Below are 17,489 nucleotides of genomic sequence, written 5' to 3'. Positions count from 1 at the left end.
CCACGAAGCTTCCGATTCTGCTCGGTCACGGGTTTTGGGGATTCGCGAACCCTTCCGTCGCCGGCTTCTGGAGCATGACGCACGAAGCTCGTACCGATCTCTGCATGCTGCTCGGCTCATGGTACCTTCTCATCGTTGGTGCCGGCGCATTGTCCGTGGATGGACTGTTGACAGGAGGTCGTGGGTCCAGCGCAGAAGCAGGTGGTACCGCAAAACGTGGTGTGTAGGACTCAGCTCAAGAGGGGGGTCTGTACCCCGCTTGGCGTAAGCGGTCTTCCGGCTGATCCGGGCTGCCTTCGTGCGTAGTCAAGGCAGGCCGACGGAAGGGCGAAGGGGTGGGCAAGGACCGGGCCGATTCCGGCTAAACGGCGCCTGCCGTCACCCTCATTCATGCTTCGGTGCAGGTGATCGAGCGGCGAGACCTTGTTCAACCCAGCCTCTCGGTCTTTGTGGATCAGGTGCCGTGCTTCCTGCTCGACTACGTAAGGTTCGAGATGTACGCCGTCGGAGCCGAGCTGCCCGCGGGCGCAACGGTTGAGCGAACCGGCGCCGGGGGCAAAGGACGCCAGCGGGGTCGATCGCATGACGCATCGGCTGCATACGCCTGGGGGGCGAACGGTGTATGCGACGCGCAAGTGTACGGTGGAACCCACCTTCGGAATCATCACATCCGCGTTGGTGTGCACCGGCTGGAACCTCAAGCGGTTGCACACGCTGCGGCTTGCCGCGTAACAGAGGCGGCGCGCCACTGCGTTCCGATTCGCAGGTACAAATGAATGCCGCTGTCGAGGGCGAGCTCATCTTCGAGATCCGAGATTGAGCCACCAATGGACATCTTGCTTTTGTGAGCGCGCATGCCCGGATTCATATCGGCGGAGAGCTGGTGCGCGGTGGCCGCGGAATGTACTCGCACCCGCCGGAAAGGGACCTATCGTCAGACTAACTTGCCACAACACTTGGGAATTGCCGCCGGCCAACGCCCAGCGTTTCATCTGCCCTGCGGCGCCAGTGCAGGCTGCGTGACGCAGCCCCAGCCAGCCAGCTATTCTCTCTCCGATCAGTGCGCCATCCGCGCTAAGTCGAACGGAGGGGGCATCAGGCACGGAATCGCCATTAATCACGACATCGTCGTCAGGATTGCTCCTTCTTCTTCAGTCGCTCTCGGTTGGCGTCGATGAAGGCCCGCAGTTCATCGGTGGCAGCGAGTAGCTTGTCCCACTGCTCCTGATAGAGCGTCACCGGGAAGCGGCCGAGACCGTACACCGACACTGCCCCCTTTTCGGAAACGCGAAACGTCACGCCTCCGGTTCGACCACCCTTGAGCGCCGCATTCTCTTTCCGCAACCGCTCCAACTCCTTTTCCATATTTTCGTCAGGCACGATGCTCCTCCCGTGTTGTGGTGGCGGGTTGACCCGTGGTCCGCCCCTCCAGCAGTCGTCTACGCCTTCTGCAATAGGCGAATGCCTATCTGGCGGCAAGGGTCTGGCCAGACCGCCGATGGGTGTGGTTCAATTTGCCGCGCGGACCACAACGTGGAATAAAGTGGAGTGGTCAGCGCAATGCTCCGCATACCGGCTTGCGACCAGATTTCACTTTGGCCCGAGACTGTATTCCGGACAGGAGGTGATCGATGCCGATAGTTTCCATCAAGGAGATTCTGAGTCGGGCGTTCGAGGAACGCTACGGCGTAGGGGCGTTCAACATCGTCAACGACCTCACACTCGAGGCGGTGCTGGCCGCCGCCTGTGAATTGAAGGCCCCGCTCATCATCCAAACCTCCGTGAAAACCGTCAAGTCCATCGGCTTGAACGTGCTGTACGCGATGTTCCGTGAAATGGCTTCCCCCCTCCCGATCCCCGTGTCGCTTCATCTAGACCATTGTCCGGACCGTGCAGTCATCACCGCCTGCCTAAACAAGGGCTGGAACTCTGTCCTCTTCGACGGTTCGCACCTGCCGGTGGAAGAAAACCGGCGGCAGACCATCGAAGTCGTCGCCCAGGCCAGGGCATACGGTGCTCACGTCGAAGGGGAGATCGAAGGAATCATGGGCGTGGAAGACGGGGTGGGGTCGGACGAAGCCAGCGTCGTCCAGTCGCTGGACACGGCCCTCGACTTTATCCGCTCGACGGGCGTTGATATCTTCGCGCCATACATCGGCAACGCCCACGGAATGTACAAAGCCGCCCCCAAGCTCGATGCGCAGCGCGTGTCCGACATCGTCACGGCCGTGCCAATACCCATCGCCTTGCATGGCGGCACCGGGCTGCTGCTGGAGCAGTTCACGGATCTGATCGCGCGTGGGTGCGCCAAGATCAACATCTCGACCGCGGTCAAGATCAGCTACATGCGCGCGACCCTCGCTTATTTGCAGGAGCACCCGGGCAAGTATGACCCCCCGGCGCTGTTCCGCTTCGTCCGCACAGAGGTGATGGCAATGGCCGCGGATCACATCCGCATGTTCGGGAGCGCGGGCAAGGCATGGTAAGAACGCTCATCTTCGATTGTGACGGCGTTCTCGCCGACACGGAGCGGCACGGCCACCTGCCCGCCTTCAATCAGACCTTCGAGGAGTTTGCCTTGCCCGTGCGTTGGTCGGAAGAAGAGTATGGCCGGCGCCTTTCGATCGGTGGCGGCAAGGAGCGCATGGCGAGTCTCCTGACCGATGAATTCGTCCGCACCGCCGGCCTGCCGGCGGACCGCCAGGCACAGCTCGCGGAAGTCGCCCGCTGGCATAAGCGCAAGACCGCGATGTACACGGAGATGGTGACCGCCGGGACATTGCCCGCCCGGCCAGGCATCACCCGCATCATCGCCGACGCCCTCGGCGCCGGGTGGCAACTTGCCGTTGCGTCCACCTCGGCAGAGCCGGCCGTGAAAGCGATCCTCGATCACGTCGCCGGACCGGCTTTGGCCGCGCGCTTTACGCTGGTTCTTGCCGGCGACATCGTGCCGAAGAAGAAGCCGGCGCCGGACATTTATCACCTGGCGCTCGAACGTCTGAACGTGGCGGCTCAGGAGGTGCTGGTGATCGAAGATTCGCGCAACGGCCTGCTCGCCGCCACCGGGGCGGGGCTGCGCTGCCTGATCACCGTCAACGGCTACACTGAAGGAGAAGATTTCCTCGAGGCGGTCCTGGTCGTGTCTTCGCTCGGTGATCCGGGCGGCGAAAGGACGCGGGTGCTCGCCAGCCGATGCGCGGCGCATCCGGGCGACTTCGTCAGGCTCGATGATCTCGTCGCCTGTCTGGCCTGAGAGAGTGAAGGGGAACCTGCATGGAGCTATCATCCATTGCCGACGTTGATCTTGTGCTCAGGACAATGGCCGAGACCATCGTCGCCAACGAGAAGTACTTCTGCGACCTCGACGCCGTCGCCGCTGACGGGGACTTTGGCTCTTCGCTGGCCCGTGGCTTCGAGGTCGTGCTGCAGGATTTCGCGACTTTTGACCGCACCAGCATCGGCACTCTGCTCAAGAAGATCGCGCTGGTCATCTCCAGCAAAGTCGGCGGCACCTCCGGCCCTTTGTGGGGAACGGCATTCCTCCGTGCCGGCGCCGCCGCAGGTGACCGGCTGAGGCTCGCCCCCACCGACCTCATCACCATGCTCCGCGCGGCGGTGGCTGGAATTCAGCAGCGCGGCGGTGCGCAGCTTGGCGACAAAACCCTCCTCGACGCGCTCGTCCCCGCCATCGACAGCCTCGAGACCGACCTGGCAAATCCGAACGGAACTGCCGATCACGGCATCGCCGCTTTGCAGCGGGCCGCCGAGGCGGCGACCCGGGCGGCCGAAGCGACTACCAACCTGGTGGCGAAAAAGGGGCGGGCAGCATACACCGGCGAACGCAGCGTCGGTTCTCCTGATGCCGGCGCGGTGGCAGTTGGCGTAATTCTACAACGCATTAGCGCCGCCTGGCGTGAGTCACACGACACGGGAAAGGAGCAACGATGAAGAAGTTCGTCAACGATCCGAAACAGTTCGTGCCGGAAATGCTCAAGGGGATTGCTCTGGCTAACCCGACAACGCTCAGATACGTGCCGGCATACAACCTGATCATGCGGGCGGACGCACCCCGCGACAACAAGGTGTCCATCATCCAAGGCTCGGGGTCCGGTCACGAGCCCGCTCACACGATGATCGTCGGCAAAGGCATGCTCGATGCCGCCTGTCCGGGTGACGTGTTCGCCGGGCCGCCGGTGGAATTCGTTCATGAAACCAGCAAGCTGCTCAATTCCAAAAAAGGCATCCTGCATCTCGTCAACAACTATACGGGCGACCGGCTGGCCTTCGAGATGGGACGTGAACTCGCCGAGGCCGACGGCATGCGCGTCGAGACGCTGATCATTGATGACGACGTCGCCGTCAAGGGGTCGAGCTTCACGGTCGGGCGGCGTGGGGTGGCCGGAAACTTTTTTGTGATCAAGGCCGTCGGTGCGGCCGCCGAGAGAGGTGCTGAGCTCGATGAGCTGGTGGCACTCGGCACGCGCGTCAACGGCGTCACCCGCACCATGGGCGTTGCGCTCAGCTCTTGCACGCCGCCGCTCAAGGGCATGCCGCTCTTTGACATCGGCAATGACGAGATGGAGATCGGCATCGGCATCCACGGCGAGCCCGGCCGCCGCCGTACCAAACTGGCGACCGCCGACGCCATTGCCGACCTGCTGCTCGACGCGGTCGTCTCAGACCTGCCATTCAAGAGTGGCGATCAAGTTGCTTTGATGATCAATGGGCTCGGCGGAACCCCGATCGGTGAACTCTACCTGCTCTACGGGCGGGCGCACCAGCAGCTGGCCGCCCAAGGCATCACGGTTCGGCGCAGCTATGTGGGCGAGTACTGCACGTCGCTCGACATGGCCGGGGCGTCACTGACGCTTGTCAAACTCGATGACACGCTGCTCTCGCTGCTCGAAGATCCGGCCGACGTCGCCATCAGAATATTTTAGCGCCACACTCAGGGATTGCCTTGACCGGCCGCAGTTCGCCTCACTCTCCCGTCCAATGTTTAAATCTCTGACCCCACGCTGGCGAGGCGTAGTCAGCTCACTGACGTACACGGCACTGGTGGCAACGGCAGCGGCGCTCGGCTACCTGACGTTTCGTGCCACTCAACACCCGAACGGCGCCGAGAACGTGGAGGCGGCAGCGGAGTCCGCCGCCGCACCACTCATCGAGTTCAGTGGGTTTTCCGCCCGCAGGGAAAAGAGCTCGGACGCTGAGCGGTTGAACGTCACCGTGCGCTTACGACTCACGACCCGGGCCACCATCGATTGCTACATCTACATAGTCGCCCGCAACGAGCACGTATCGCCGAAGCTGTGGGTGGTCTGGCCTGCGCCGGCCATCAGCGCCGTGACGACGGGAGGCCATTTCCGTGGCAGCACCCCGCCCACCGGCGAGCCCATCAAGCTCACCTCCGGCTGGGTGCGTCTCAACGCGACCCTGCAGCACCCGGTCGGCCAGGCGCCATTTGACACCGTAACCCTGTACGTCGTGGGCGCAAAAGGCGAGATCCTTCTCGAGCGCCCTTTCCCGCTCTGATCAAGAACTCGTCGCTGTCCTACACCTCTGTGGACCCGAGCAGGTCGCCACCCAGCCGCGGATGGCCGATGCGTTTATCGCCGATGACGTTGATGAAGGAGGCCTTGCCCGACCGTGCTGCACGCTCCAGCGCCGGCCGCAATTGGCTTGGCTCCTCGACGTGTTCGGCATGACAGCCCATAACGGCAAACATCTTGTCGTAACGCAGGTTCGGCAGCATCTCGAATGGGTCGACGCGACCTTTCAGGAACGGCATCTCCTCGAACCCCGGCCCCCACGAACTGTTGTTCCAGAGCACCGTAATGATGGGAAGCTGGTAGCGAACAGCGGTCTCGATGTCCCAGCCGCCGATGCCCAGGCCCCCATCACCGATCACCAGCACAACCTGTTTATGCGGCCGGGCGAGCTGCGCCCCGATGGCCATCCCGACCCCATGGCCAACGGGAGCCAGCGGACCGGCATCGACGACCTGGCCAGCAAACCGCGCCGTGAACCATTGCGTCATCCAGCCACTCATCGTGAACGAATCGAGCACCATCGTCGCGTCGCGATCCATCACTTCACACAGGGTGCGTGCGAGGTGGCCCGGGTGAACCGGCCTCTGGTCGCGCGCGGCGCGTTCATGCGCATCGGTCGCCTGGTCGTAGCGCGCACGGGCTCCGGCGACCTCCCGCAACCATTCAGAGTCTTTCCGCTGCGAGAAATCGAGGTTCAGCCGCTTCGCCGTGTCGATCAACTGGCGCAGCACCAGCTTCGGGTCTCCGACGATCGCCACCTCTGCCGGCACATGCTGTCCGATGCGGCTCGCAACCGGATCCACCTGCACGTAGGTAGCCTTGTCGTTCCAGGTTGGTGGTTCGCCAAAGTGCTCGCCGCTCCAGAACCTGAACCCAATGGCCAGCACGACATCGGCGTGACCGGTGAACGGCTTTTTCCAGGAGCCACGCACCGCCAGGGGATGGTCTTCGGGGACGGCTCCCTGGCCCGCCCGGCGGGTGTAGGTTGGAACGTGGCCCAGTTCGGCAAACTCGCGCAGCTCCGTCGAGGCGCCGGACCAGAAGACGCCATCGCCGGCGACGATCAAGGGGCGCTCCGCTTTCACGAGCAGCTCGAGCGCCCGCTCGATCTGTCTCGGGTCGCCTTGCGAACGCAATTCGTCCAGGTCGTAGGGCTTCGCACCCCGGCGCTGCCGCGCGCTGTCGTCCTGGTGATAGAGGAGGTTCACCGGAATCTCGACCAGCGCCGGCCCTTGCGGATACGACAGCGCTTCTCGGAACGCTCGGCGCAGGTCCACCTCAATCGTCGACCACTCAATGACGCGCTTGGCGAACTTGGAGAAACTCCGGCACACGTCCGATCCGTAGGCCTCTTGAAACGAACCCAGGTAATCTTCGGTGCTGGGATGCTGTCCGGCAACACAAACGACCGCGCTGCCGGCGAGGCCGGCCCCGCACAGGCCAGTCACGGCATTGGTCAGGCCGCATCCCGCGGTGACGCTGCACACCCCAGCTGTCGCCGTGGTGCGGGCGTAAGCGTCCGCCGCATAGGCGCACGCCTGCTCGTGGCGCATGTGAATCAGCTGAACATCGTTGTTACGCAGATTGGCAAGAATCGGGAACGTATGTCCCCCGTTGACGGCGAACAGATACCTGACTTTCTGTTCCTTCAACACGCGGCCCACCAGCGCGCCGCCATCGATCACGGCCATGTACCCGATCCTTCGCAGTAAATCTTGGTCGTAGAGCGATCGCGCCCGACATGCATCGGGCGCAGCTTCTTTCGGGGTCCTTCAGAAAAGGGGAATGTCACACCGCCGCGCGTACAGCGCTCAGCACGCATGGATTGAACTTGACTGCACCTGCGCCTGTACCTGCGCGTACAGCAGCGCGCTGAGCTGCGACCGGATCGACGCCGACGACCAGCTGAAATGCTGGCAGATGGACCCGAAGCTGAAGGTGTGTTCGTCGTGTTCGTCGAGAAAGTAGTGACGTGCCGTCCGTTGGCGGATCGGGTCCTGACTCTGCAAATCCCAGTATGCGGACTCCACCACGGCCAGGAGCAAGCGCTCTTCGGGTTTGAGTGCAGGGCGAAGACGTCCTTCCGTAATGTCTTGCGACAGCAATTTCATCAGCTTCGCATCTCCGATCTGACCGCCTGCTGCTGCAAACTCCGGGCTCCAGCGAGGTCGTCGCGTCACCACCCGGCCATGCTGCGTGTTGTGGATTAGCACGGGAGCATCCCGTCTTGCAATAAAATTCTGCAGCCCCCACGGCGGGCAGGTGTCGGGCCGCAATGTGCTATACGTCCGGCGCATGCCGCGCCGTCCCCACCTTCTCGGATTAGACCGGAACATCGTCCTCCTTGGCGTCACCAGCCTCTGCAACGATATCAGCAGCGAGATGATTTACCCCTTGCTGCCGACCTTTCTGACGATCGTGCTGGGCAGCAGCCCGGCCTATATCGGTCTGATCGAAGGCGTCGCCGACAGCACAGCAAGCGTGGTCAAATTGCTGTCGGGACGGCTATCGGACCGGCTGGCTCGGCGCAAAGGCTTAGTGGTGGCGGGCTACGCCATTGCCACCGTGGCTCGTCCCTTGGTGGCAGCAGCCACCGCCCCCTGGCATGTATTGGTTCTCCGCTTCAGTGACCGGACCGGCAAGGGACTGCGCGCGGCACCGCGGGACGCTTTACTGGCCGAATCGAGCCCCGCTTCAGCCTGGGGGCGATCGTTCGGGTTCCATCGGGCCATGGACCACTTGGGTGCCGTCATCGGCCCCTTGATCGCCTTCCTCCTGATGAGCGTATTTGCCGAACGCTATCGCCTGGTGTTCGCACTGGCGTCCATTCCCGGGGTGCTGGCCCTCGCCGTCGTGGCGTTCGGTGTACGAGAACCCGGCCACACCCTCGCTCCTGCACCAGCCAACAGCACCTGGCAGGCACCGTCACGTCCGCTACGAAACTTCTTTGTCGCCCTCTTGATCTTCACCCTCGGAAACTCCACCGACGCGTTTCTCCTCTTGCGGGCGCGCCAGCTTGGCGTCTCGGTGGCGGCCCTGCCTCTGCTGTGGAGCCTCCTGCATGTCACAAAGAGCGTGAGCTCGATTCCGGGCAGCGGCCTCTCGGACCGCTTGGGACGGAAGTGGATCATCTTCCTGGGCTGGGTGATATACGCACTGGTGTATCTCGGCTTCGCGTGGGCGACCACCGAGTTGGAGATCTGGATGCTCTTTGCGAGCTACGGGCTCTTTTTCGGATTGACCGAGGGCACCGAGAGAGCCCTCGTCGCTGACCTGGCGCCAACGCAGCGGGGAGCGGCGTTCGGATACTACCACCTGATCATCGGCATCGCGGCGCTACCAGCCAGCGTGATGTTTGGCCTCTTATGGGGTTGGGGAGGCCCTGCGTTGGCCTTCACCGTGGGTGCCGCCCTCGCCGGGCTGGGAGCCATGGTCTTTGTTCTTCTAGTGCCGCAGCGGGCCAGTCAGTCCTGAGCCCTGAGAGCTGCGTCCTGAGAAGGAGAGGCCAGCATGAACCTGCCAGACTCAGCAGTCGTCCAGGATGCGTTTCGAGAGAATGCTCAAGTCCGAGCCGAACTCGTAGACGATGGGAACGCCGGTGGCGATATTCAATTCCATCACTTGTTCCTTGGTGAGGTGATCGAGTTCCATGACAATGGAGCGCAGGCTGTTGCCATGGGCAGAAACCAGAACATTCTTGCCAGCCCGTAGGTCCGGCAGGATATGCGTCTGGAAATATGGCAGCGTGCGTGCGGCCGTGCCTTTGAGACTCTCACCACCGGGGGGTGACACGTCGTAGCTTCGGCGCCAGATGTGCACCTGCTCTTTGCCGAATTTAGCTGCCGTTTCCGCCTTGTTCAGGCCTTGCAGATCGCCATAGTGGCGCTCGTTGAGGGCCTGGTCGTAGGCCACCGGAATGCCTTCCTGGCCGATCACCTTCAGCACGATGTCAAGCGTTTCCGTGGCCCGCTGCAACACCGACGTATACGCCTGTTCAAAGCGGAGCTGCCGGATCTTCTCTCCGGCACGGCGTGCTTCTTCCCGCCCCTTTTCGGTCAGCGGCACATCGACCCAGCCGGTGAAGCGGTTCTCCAGGTTCCACTGCGATTCACCATGACGAACGAGAACGAGTACAGCCATCCTACTTCACCGTCAAGGTGTGACTGTTGGGTGTCACTAGTCGTCTTCGTTAGCTCTCGGGGTTGGCCGGGTTTTCGTTCCAAGCCCACTTTCTTTGTCCGGATGCGGACGGAGTCGCCGAAGCTCCCTTCGGTCCTGAGTATCCATTTCTCCCAACTCCTCGGAACCTACTTCTTCCGGCTCATCCTCTTCCAAACTCTCCAGGCGGTGTTCCCTGGCTTCGGCGCTGTTATGGACCTCCTGCTTCATGCGCCGGCCGTAAGCCTCCATACAGCGATCCACCCATAGGACACTGGTGTGCATCTGCCTGGCTATGTGTACTGCGTCTGTCACCTGATTAGGTTTGGGATCGTGATCGATGTGCGCAATCACTTGCTCGCAGGGGATACGGCGCAACGCCGCGCCGCTGCTCTCGACTTCCTTTTCGTCCTCTAATTCGACTGCTCCTGGCTTCGCTGGTCCGGCAACGGCCACAGGCACGCCGCCTACGAACCAAGACATCACCAGTGCCCAGATGAATAACCTCAGTGCCACACGCACGCAGGCGACAGTAGCAGGCCAAGCCTCATAACCCAAGTAGTTTCCCCAGTGTTCAGAGGCCGGAGGAGCCGGTCGGCTCCTCCGCTGCAGCCGCCGCCACTGACACTGTTGAACTGCGACGGCTCAGATTCGACGGGCGTTGACACACCATTTGGCTCTTGCCATCATCGTGCGTTCTTGTAACCGAACGCGAACGCCGGGAGACAGCCATGGCAGTCATCAAGAAGCACAAAGGGAACTTCCTCGAGGACTTTCGGGCCGGCCAGGTGTTTCGTCACAAAGTCGGCAAGACACTCACGGAGGGGCTTTTCAACGCCTTCACCCCGTACGACATGACCGCCAACCCCTTACACAAGAACCGGCGCTATGCGGAGCGTTACGGTTTCCGTGGCCTGGTGATGCCGCCGGGACTGGTCATGAACGTGGTCTTCAGTCAGAGCGTCGAAGACATCTCGGAAAACGCGCGGGCCAATCTGGAATACATCGATATGCGCTTCGGCATGCCGGTCTACGTTGGCGACACCATCGAGGTCAGCTCGACGGTGTTGGGCATCAAGCCCTCCAGCCGCGAGGCGGACCGCGGCATCGTGCACGTACAAACCACGGGACGGAACCAGCACGACGACGTCGTGCTCACCTACGAGCGCAAAGTGCAGGTGTGGAAACGTGATGCCACGGTGGAGGTACGGGAAACGACCGTCGGGGCCGTTCCCCACGTGGCCTGCGAACTGCAGTTGCCCGCCTATGACAGTGGCCGCCGCTACGAAGACTTAGCGCACCTGACGAGCAGCGACACGTACTTCGAAGACTTCACCCCTGGAGATGTCATCGAGCATTCCCGCGGGCGCGTCATCACGACCGAACACGTCGCCCTCACCGCCATGCTCGACAATACGTCCCAAGTGCACTGCAATCAGTACTTGATCGACCAGCAGCCCGAGAAATACCTCGGCGGGCAGCTCATCGTGTACGGCGGCATCCCGTTCAACCTGTGTCTGGGGCTATCCTGCCCGGATGTGGCAGACAACGCCGTGGCCGATCTCATCTATCCCTCCGGCCGCCATACCGCACCCATATTCGCCGGCGACACCGTATTCGCATCCACCGAGGTGCGGGAGAAGCGGGACTACCCAGGACGTCCCGACCTCGGTATCGTTGCAACCACTCTCCACGGACACAAATTTTCCCGTAAGGATGGGAACCCGGAGAAGGTCGATATCTTCTATCTCGAACGGGAAATTGTCGTAAAACGGAAGACCCACTACCACCGTGGCAGCTGACCTGCCGCTTGTCCGCCTCCGAGACGCTAGACTGAGGATGCATCCGAGCCGCTGACGGCTCGTACGTCATGCAGGACGACTGAGTTTACCTCGACGCAACGCTTGGTAATGGTTGGCACAGTAACCCCTTGCCACATGCGGGCGGTCGCAGGATGGCACAGCACAAGCGCGATTCGCCGATCCGGCGGACGCTTTCGGAGGACGCCAACTTTTCAACGCCGAGGCTGCCGCGTCGAGTCCTTCATTGAGCAACGCGATCACTACCTCGGTCTTGGATGCGCCGAGATCACTTGCCACCTTCTCTATCGCATCGCTGACGTAGGCGGGAATCTTGACATTCATCAACCTGCTACTGGTGCGTACTCGCTTCTTGAGATCACTCACCCTCAACTCGCTTCGCATGCTTCTCTCCTTTCGAGCAAATAACCGGGGGACCGCCGATCACGGACGTCAGTCCAAACTGACCGATAGGCTTACCTTATTCTGCGCCACAGGGGAAGTAGAGTCCACCACATCAACAGGAACATTAATTAATTATCCGCCCTAGGACAAGGAGCTCCCGTGGTCTTCGCAGACTGGATAGAACGGACGGTCAAGTGATAGGCCCGGCATGGCTACGAGGACGGTCTACCGCCACCCGAGCGCCAAAAGGACCTCAGTAACTCAAGACAAAGACATACACGGTGAAGGCGACGGCGAAGATAAAGCCAAACGCGTAGAGGTAGGTGGAGCGTCTCTGGGGAACAGGTTCCATCGTCAACCGTTTCGCAAGCGAGATGGGAGTGGGCGCTCCATATCTGGAGGAACGCGCGGAGGCGGTCCGTACACGGTCGGAAGTTTCCTTCCCGCCCATCCCCTCTGGTGGACTGCGGGGGCAAGATGCGGTCCACCAATTCCCGCACCTTTCACCATCTGCAAACGCTAGACCAGTGCTGAATCAAGCCATGGTGAATTCTTCAGGGCGCCGAACTGTCGCCTAGACGGAACAGCAGTCACGAATCGAAGACGGCAGCTTACAGCACGCAGATTGGAATCTCTGTGCTCAGACGTATGGCGCTTCGCGCCTCCGGCGGAAACGCCATGCCTCGGGTGTATTCCTTATGCGGCAAACAGAAAGGGGTGCATGGCGCGCAGGTCAGCGAGGCTGTGGACATCCGAATTGAAGTTGGGAACCTCGATCGTGGCAACTCCCTTCGGCAGAATGCGGCGGAACGATTCCATCCGCAATCCGTCGCCGCGCCCGATCATTTCGTAGTGGCTGAAGTTCTCCGCCAATTTCGTAGCGAGCGTCTCTTCACCGAGCAGGCGCATCATCAGCCGTGTGACCTCATCTGCCGCCACCCCCTGACGCCCCGCCGTCAACTCGCGGTGGGTCCGGTTGAACACTACCGTCCGCAGGGGAATGTCGAGTTCGCGTACTTTACGGCAAAAGTACTCCGCTTCGGTCAGCACCTGCTCCTCCGGGGCGGCCACGAGCACAAAGCACGTGTCGCTGGAACGCAGGAGCTCGTACACGCGGCGTACGCGTGGCGCGAACGCCTCGAACAACCCGCTCATCGAGGTGAAGAAATCGGACACTTCAACCAACGCGGAGATTCCCGTGGCCTCCTCCAAGCGGCGAAACAAGAACCCGACCGTGCGATTCACGAAGCGCAAGGTGGCCCAGCCAGCCGAGAAATATGGGCGGACGAACCACTTCACCACTCGCCGGTCAAGGAAGTCCGCAAGGCGTTGCGGCGCCTCCAGGAAATCGAGCGCATGGCGCGTTGGGGGGGTGTCGACCACGATCAGATCGTATGCACCACTGGCGTGCAGCTCACACAACTGCTCAATGGCCACATACTCGTATGAGCCGGCAAAGCTCTGCGACAGATGCTGATAAAAATGGTTGTTGAGAATGCGGTCGCGGACCTCGGCTGAAGGCGCATGCCGTTCGACCAGCTCGTCCCAGGCCCCTTTCTGATCCAGCATCATGGCGGTAAGCATCCCCGGCTGGAGATCGTCACCCGTCACGACCGAACCGCTGCCACCCACGGTGCGCATACCGAGTGCGTTGGCCAGCCGCTTAGCGGGATCAATCGTCAAGACCACCGTGCGTCTGCCCGCGAGCGCGCCGCGGAGCGCAATGGATGCGGCGGTGGTGGTTTTCCCCACCCCGCCGCTGCCGGCGCAGATGATGATGTGATGGCGGCGCAATAACTCGTCAAGCCCGCCCATGGACGGCTCCCCGCCGCGTCGAGCCGGCGCTGTCCCGCACGATCGCCGCCACGACGGCATGCACTTCCTTCAGACCAAATTCCTCGGCAAACACGAAGGGCACTTCGATGCGCGGCATGCGCACCTCGCTAGCCAGCCGCTGCGAGTACCGGTGGTTGATGGCGGTCCACCCGGCCTCCTCCCGCCCGCGGTTCATAACCTCCGTGGCGATGGCGCGTTCCCGCGCGTCGTGCAGCTTGGCCAGCTTGCGTTCCAGGTTGTCGACCTGTTTCGCCTCGAACGTCGCGTAATGCATCCGATTCAAGAACAGGATACCCAGCGGCATGTGCAGCTCATCACGGATTTGCTCGTACATCTCGAGCGTCTCATTCACTGGCATTTCTTCCGCGGTGGTCACCAGGTTGACCGCCGTCACCCGTGGGTCGACCAGGAGGTCGACGATACGCTTACTTTCCCGGCCCACCAAGCCGCCGCCAAAGGCCTGGTGCGCCGCGTGCGGCATACGCAGGTACTGCAGGCTGTGCCCGGTAGCCGGAGCGTCGACAATCACCAGGTCCCAGAGGCGCTGCCCTCCAGATTCCTCCAAGCGTTCCGCCTCGTACCAGATCTTGCCGATGGTCAGCAGTTCCTTCAGACCGGGAGCCGCCGCCACGAAATACTTGTAGATGCGGCTTGCAAAGACCGCCTGCAACACGCGCTTCACCGGCAGAATGATCTCCAGATATTCCGCCAGCGCGGCGCCGCCTTCCACCGACATCACGGATAGTAATGGACCTGCCCGGCGCGGCAGACCGATCGGCGCCGGCTCGACCCCCAGCAGGTATGCGGCGCGCCCGGCACCGTCGACCTCGGTCAGCAGCGTACGCTTTCCGAGTTGCGACGCGATCAAGGCGAGCGCACACGCCGTCGTGGTCTTGCCGACCCCACCCTTCCCAGCAACGAAAAGCAAGCGCCGTTGAAACAACTTCTCGAGCAAGGGTTTCACAGCTGATCAAACCGCCGGAAGGCCAGGCAGGCGTTGGTGCCGCCGAAACCAAAGGAGTTCGACAGCGCCACGCGCACCGCGGCGGTGCGTGCCACATTTGGAACGTAATCGAGATCACACTCGGGATCCGGGTGTTCGTAATTGATTGTCGGTGGAATCACGCCGTGGTACGCGGTCAACACGGTGTACGCCGCCTCGACCGCCCCCGCCGCGCCCAGCAAATGACCGGTCATCGACTTCGTCGAGCTGACGGCGAGCCGCCGCGCATGCCCGCCAAACACGCGCTTGATCGCCTGTGTCTCGTTGACGTCGTTGTACGGCGTCGAGGTCCCATGGGCATTGATGTAGTCGACCTCGCCAGGCTCGATGTCCGCATCGTCCAAGGTCAGGCGCATGCAGCGGGCCGCGCCCTCGCCATCCGGAGCCGGCGTAGTGATATGATAGGCATCGGAGTTGGCGCCGTAGCCGATGATCTCGGCGTAGATGCGCGCACCCCGCTTGATGGCTCGTTCGGACTCCTCCAGGACCAGAATCCCCGCCCCTTCCGCCATGACGAAGCCGTCGCGCTCGCTATCAAACGGCCGGCTCGCGCGCTCAGGCTCATCATTGCGGGCCGATAAGGCCCGCATGACGGAAAAACCGGCAATACTCAGCGGGGTCACCGCCGCCTCGGCGCCGCCCGCCAGCATACTGTCCTGATATCCGAAACGAATCAGCCGGTAGGCCTCGCCGATGGCGTGCCCGCCGGAGGCGCAGGCACTCGCGACGGCGTAATTCACCCCCTTGGCGCCGAAGCGAATGGCGATCTGGCCGGGCGCCATGTTGGCGATCAGCCGTGGCACCATGAACGGCGAAAGCCGGCGCGTACCTGATTCCAAAAAGCTCTGCTCCCCCTCTTCCAGTGTCGCGATGCCGCCGATGCCGACGCCAACCAGCACCCCGATCCGTTCAGCATTACCGGCATCGATAACCAGCCGCCCGTCATCCACCGCCATCTGCGCCGCCGCAATGGCGTACTGGATAAATGCATCCATCTTCTTGACGTCGCGCTTCTCGATGTACCGCAGCGGATCGAAGTCGCGCACTTCTCCCGCGATGCGCACCGGCAACTGCGCCGCGTCGAAGCGCGCTATCGCCCTGATGCCCGAGCGCCCAGCCAGCAGGTTCTCCCAATTGGTTGGGACGTTATTCCCGAGCGGCGTGATCAGTCCCAGGCCGGTCACCACTACCCGTCTGTCAACGTGACGCATTTGTCACCTCTTACGTGACCAGAGGGAATGGTTCAAGGCTGGGGAAGGGGCACTCGGTTTTCAACAAAAAGGGCACGAAAAAAAGGGGGCCCATCACTGGGCCCCCTCTGTTGATCGGAGGTTAGTTCACAGACTTACCGATGTCTGCGCCGCACTACCAGCAGACCGACGGCTGGAATCAGCAGTAACCACGAAGCGCTGCCACCAACCGTGCTGATCTGGCAACCATCTGAGTCTAAGCCGCTCGGCACCGGCGTGTTCGTCGGCCCGCCCGGCGTCTTCATAGCCGTCGCGGTCGCCGTTGCCGTCTTCGTCGGCCCGCCCGGCGTGCCCGGCGTGTTCGTCGGCCCGCCCGGCGTGCCCGGCGTGTTCGTCGGCCCGCCCGGCGTGCCCGGCGTGTTCGTCGGCCCGCCCGGCGTGCCCGGCGTGTTGGTCGGGGGAACAATTCCACTACTGATCAATCCGTTCGTGCCACCGCACGGTGTCGCGCCCGACGACGAACACAGCTGGAGACCGCTCGGAGAGGAAGTCACGATGTCGATGTTCTGCAACGTGGCACCCCCTGCTGGAAGCGTTCCCGATACGGTAAACGTGCAGGTGTACAGCGCGCCGTCAGGGATCGAATTGGTGTTCGGAGCCGCCGTCGCCGCGACGATCCCGGTGAAGGCGCTCAGGTTCGAGCCCGCGCCCGCCGGGCAGCCGACTGGCTGGGGGCTGGTACCACACTGGTGAATCACCTTGCTCAAATTCTTGCAGGGACCAACAGTCGTATCGGAGGTGCAGTCAAGGCCGCCGGGACTGAGGCCGATGGCCGGGTTGATGGGGCAGTTCCCGGGCGTCAGCGTCAGGATGGTGTTGTCGAAGACGATGGCGTTCTGCAAACCGCCGACGTTGGCACCATTGCTGGTCAGAGACACCGTAACGACGGCCTTGTTGCTGGCATCCGGTGTCGCGTTGCCAACATCAACCGAGGGCGCCGCCGCGGCCGCAACCCCGACGCAGAGCGCACTCGTGGCGATCAGTGAAGCTAGAAAGGTGATTCGTCCCCTCTTGTTACCCATGATCGTTCCTCCCTTTGAGGTTATGTCGTACACTACGAATAATCAGCTCGTGTTGCGGGGTGACTTCTATACCAAAATGCAACGCCAGTCGAGCCCCCAACCTAACTAGACTTCAATCCCTACGTCCAATAGCGCTGTTGCTCTCCGACGCGGCGGAGCAGCGGCCTCACGCCGGGCACCCGTTCAACGCGTTATTCACTGCGCGCAAAATCTCATCGACGGTAATCTGAAGGTCTCCATTCGCGTCCCCGGCATAGCACGAGCTGATCGACGCATTGCCCAGGGCGATGTTCACCATGGTCAGGATTTCATCGACGGTCACCCCGCTCGAGTAGTTGCAGTTCCCGATACATCCGTTCGGAACTAACACCCGACCATCGGAAAAGGCGACCTCGCTGATGCTGCTTGGATCGCTGCACGGTGGTATGCTCGGGCCGCAGGTCTGATCGACCGCGTTGACGTCG

Annotated in this window: 20 protein-coding genes; 10 read left to right on the top strand and 10 right to left on the bottom strand. The window is 62.2% G+C overall.

Annotated elements, in window-relative coordinates:
• Positions 1-227 (top strand): DoxX family protein (locus VF515_02945; GenBank protein ID HEX7406588.1); only part of this gene is annotated, 227 nt, incomplete at its 5' end.
• 307 nt (positions 228-534) lie between these two features.
• Positions 535-732: a hypothetical protein gene (locus VF515_02940; protein HEX7406587.1), complete on the top strand. Its 198-nt coding sequence runs from the start codon at positions 535-537 to the stop codon at positions 730-732.
• Between the two features lie 399 nt (positions 733-1,131).
• Here VF515_02940 and VF515_02935 read toward each other — a convergent pair whose 3' ends face one another.
• Positions 1,132-1,380 (bottom strand): hypothetical protein, encoded by a 249-nt coding sequence (locus VF515_02935; protein ID HEX7406586.1) that lies wholly within the window; start codon positions 1,378-1,380, stop codon positions 1,132-1,134.
• Between the two features lie 251 nt (positions 1,381-1,631).
• Here VF515_02935 and VF515_02930 point away from each other — a divergent pair, with 251 nt between their 5' ends.
• The 5 genes from VF515_02930 (at position 1,632) to VF515_02910 (ending at position 5,535) form a co-directional block, all read left to right on the top strand.
• On the top strand, positions 1,632-2,486 hold the full coding sequence (locus VF515_02930; GenBank protein ID HEX7406585.1) for a class II fructose-bisphosphate aldolase: 855 nt from the start codon (positions 1,632-1,634) through the stop codon (positions 2,484-2,486).
• Positions 2,480-3,253 (top strand): HAD-IA family hydrolase, encoded by a 774-nt coding sequence (locus VF515_02925; protein ID HEX7406584.1) that lies wholly within the window; start codon positions 2,480-2,482, stop codon positions 3,251-3,253. Before VF515_02930 ends, VF515_02925 begins: the two co-directional genes overlap by 7 nt.
• 20 nt (positions 3,254-3,273) lie before the next feature.
• Entirely contained in the window at positions 3,274-3,948 is a 675-nt protein-coding gene (dhaL, locus tag VF515_02920; GenBank protein ID HEX7406583.1) for a dihydroxyacetone kinase subunit DhaL, read from the top strand.
• A complete protein-coding gene (locus VF515_02915; GenBank protein HEX7406582.1) occupies positions 3,945-4,940 on the top strand; it encodes a dihydroxyacetone kinase subunit DhaK in 996 nt (331 codons plus the stop codon). The genes dhaL and VF515_02915 overlap by 4 nt, the downstream gene beginning before the upstream one ends.
• A gap of 118 nt (positions 4,941-5,058) precedes the next feature.
• On the top strand, positions 5,059-5,535 hold the full coding sequence (locus tag VF515_02910) for a hypothetical protein (protein ID HEX7406581.1): 477 nt from the start codon (positions 5,059-5,061) through the stop codon (positions 5,533-5,535).
• Positions 5,536-5,554: 19 nt separating this feature from the next.
• On the opposite strand, the gene VF515_02905 is transcribed toward VF515_02910, so the two are convergent.
• Positions 5,555-7,243, bottom strand: a complete 1,689-nt coding sequence (locus VF515_02905; GenBank protein HEX7406580.1) for a thiamine pyrophosphate-binding protein — start codon at positions 7,241-7,243, stop codon at positions 5,555-5,557.
• A 120-nt stretch (positions 7,244-7,363) separates the two neighbouring features.
• On the bottom strand, positions 7,364-7,663 hold the full coding sequence (locus VF515_02900; protein ID HEX7406579.1) for a hypothetical protein: 300 nt from the start codon (positions 7,661-7,663) through the stop codon (positions 7,364-7,366).
• Between the two features lie 184 nt (positions 7,664-7,847).
• Here VF515_02900 and VF515_02895 point away from each other — a divergent pair, with 184 nt between their 5' ends.
• Complete coding sequence (locus tag VF515_02895) at positions 7,848-9,026, top strand: MFS transporter (GenBank protein HEX7406578.1); 1,179 nt, start codon at positions 7,848-7,850, stop codon at positions 9,024-9,026.
• A 51-nt stretch (positions 9,027-9,077) separates the two neighbouring features.
• Here the strand turns inward: VF515_02895 and VF515_02890 are convergent, their stop codons facing one another.
• A complete protein-coding gene (locus tag VF515_02890; protein ID HEX7406577.1) occupies positions 9,078-9,692 on the bottom strand; it encodes a 2,3-bisphosphoglycerate-dependent phosphoglycerate mutase in 615 nt (204 codons plus the stop codon).
• 297 nt (positions 9,693-9,989) lie between these two features.
• Here VF515_02890 and VF515_02885 point away from each other — a divergent pair, with 297 nt between their 5' ends.
• Together VF515_02885 and VF515_02880 are read left to right on the top strand one after the other, a co-directional pair.
• On the top strand, positions 9,990-10,127 hold the full coding sequence (locus tag VF515_02885) for a hypothetical protein (GenBank protein ID HEX7406576.1): 138 nt from the start codon (positions 9,990-9,992) through the stop codon (positions 10,125-10,127).
• Positions 10,128-10,441: 314 nt separating this feature from the next.
• On the top strand, positions 10,442-11,512 hold the full coding sequence (locus tag VF515_02880; GenBank protein ID HEX7406575.1) for a MaoC family dehydratase: 1,071 nt from the start codon (positions 10,442-10,444) through the stop codon (positions 11,510-11,512).
• 66 nt (positions 11,513-11,578) lie between these two features.
• On the opposite strand, the gene VF515_02875 is transcribed toward VF515_02880, so the two are convergent.
• The 6 genes from VF515_02875 to VF515_02850 form a co-directional block, all read right to left on the bottom strand.
• Positions 11,579-11,914 carry a hypothetical protein gene (locus VF515_02875; GenBank protein ID HEX7406574.1) on the bottom strand — a complete coding sequence of 112 codons (336 nt, stop codon included), beginning with the start codon at positions 11,912-11,914 and terminating at the stop codon, positions 11,579-11,581.
• A 696-nt stretch (positions 11,915-12,610) separates the two neighbouring features.
• A complete protein-coding gene (locus tag VF515_02870) occupies positions 12,611-13,729 on the bottom strand; it encodes an ArsA-related P-loop ATPase (GenBank protein ID HEX7406573.1) in 1,119 nt (372 codons plus the stop codon).
• On the bottom strand, positions 13,716-14,714 hold the full coding sequence (locus VF515_02865; protein HEX7406572.1) for an ArsA family ATPase: 999 nt from the start codon (positions 14,712-14,714) through the stop codon (positions 13,716-13,718). The genes VF515_02870 and VF515_02865 overlap by 14 nt, the downstream gene beginning before the upstream one ends.
• Positions 14,711-15,964, bottom strand: coding sequence for a beta-ketoacyl-ACP synthase II (gene fabF / locus VF515_02860; GenBank protein HEX7406571.1), 1,254 nt, complete (start codon positions 15,962-15,964; stop codon positions 14,711-14,713). The genes VF515_02865 and fabF overlap by 4 nt, the downstream gene beginning before the upstream one ends.
• 134 nt (positions 15,965-16,098) lie before the next feature.
• Positions 16,099-17,025, bottom strand: coding sequence for a hypothetical protein (locus VF515_02855; protein HEX7406570.1), 927 nt, complete (start codon positions 17,023-17,025; stop codon positions 16,099-16,101).
• A 166-nt stretch (positions 17,026-17,191) separates the two neighbouring features.
• On the bottom strand, positions 17,192-17,489 hold a 298-nt coding region (locus VF515_02850), incomplete at its 5' end, for a hypothetical protein (GenBank protein ID HEX7406569.1).

This window comes from Candidatus Binatia bacterium (assembly GCA_036382395.1).
Taxonomy (GTDB): Bacteria; Desulfobacterota; Binatia; order HRBIN30; family HRBIN30; genus JAGDMS01.
This window is presented reverse-complemented; position numbering and strand designations above follow the sequence as displayed.

What these genes read in the sequence shown, in the direction of transcription:
- VF515_02930 (HEX7406585.1), top strand. Translation starts at nt 1,632, where the DNA reads ATGCCGATAGTTTCCATCAAGGAGATTCTGAGTCGGGCGTTCGAGGAA.
- VF515_02925 (HEX7406584.1), top strand. Translation starts at nt 2,480, where the DNA reads ATGGTAAGAACGCTCATCTTCGATTGTGACGGCGTTCTCGCCGACACG.
- dhaL (HEX7406583.1), top strand. Translation starts at nt 3,274, where the DNA reads ATGGAGCTATCATCCATTGCCGACGTTGATCTTGTGCTCAGGACAATG.
- VF515_02915 (HEX7406582.1), top strand. Translation starts at nt 3,945, where the DNA reads ATGAAGAAGTTCGTCAACGATCCGAAACAGTTCGTGCCGGAAATGCTC.
- VF515_02905 (HEX7406580.1), bottom strand. Translation starts at nt 7,243, where the DNA reads ATGGCCGTGATCGATGGCGGCGCGCTGGTGGGCCGCGTGTTGAAGGAA.
- VF515_02900 (HEX7406579.1), bottom strand. Translation starts at nt 7,663, where the DNA reads ATGAAATTGCTGTCGCAAGACATTACGGAAGGACGTCTTCGCCCTGCA.
- VF515_02895 (HEX7406578.1), top strand. Translation starts at nt 7,848, where the DNA reads ATGCCGCGCCGTCCCCACCTTCTCGGATTAGACCGGAACATCGTCCTC.
- VF515_02890 (HEX7406577.1), bottom strand. Translation starts at nt 9,692, where the DNA reads ATGGCTGTACTCGTTCTCGTTCGTCATGGTGAATCGCAGTGGAACCTG.
- VF515_02880 (HEX7406575.1), top strand. Translation starts at nt 10,442, where the DNA reads ATGGCAGTCATCAAGAAGCACAAAGGGAACTTCCTCGAGGACTTTCGG.
- VF515_02875 (HEX7406574.1), bottom strand. Translation starts at nt 11,914, where the DNA reads ATGCGAAGCGAGTTGAGGGTGAGTGATCTCAAGAAGCGAGTACGCACC.
- VF515_02870 (HEX7406573.1), bottom strand. Translation starts at nt 13,729, where the DNA reads ATGGGCGGGCTTGACGAGTTATTGCGCCGCCATCACATCATCATCTGC.
- fabF (HEX7406571.1), bottom strand. Translation starts at nt 15,964, where the DNA reads ATGCGTCACGTTGACAGACGGGTAGTGGTGACCGGCCTGGGACTGATC.
- VF515_02855 (HEX7406570.1), bottom strand. Translation starts at nt 17,025, where the DNA reads ATGGGTAACAAGAGGGGACGAATCACCTTTCTAGCTTCACTGATCGCC.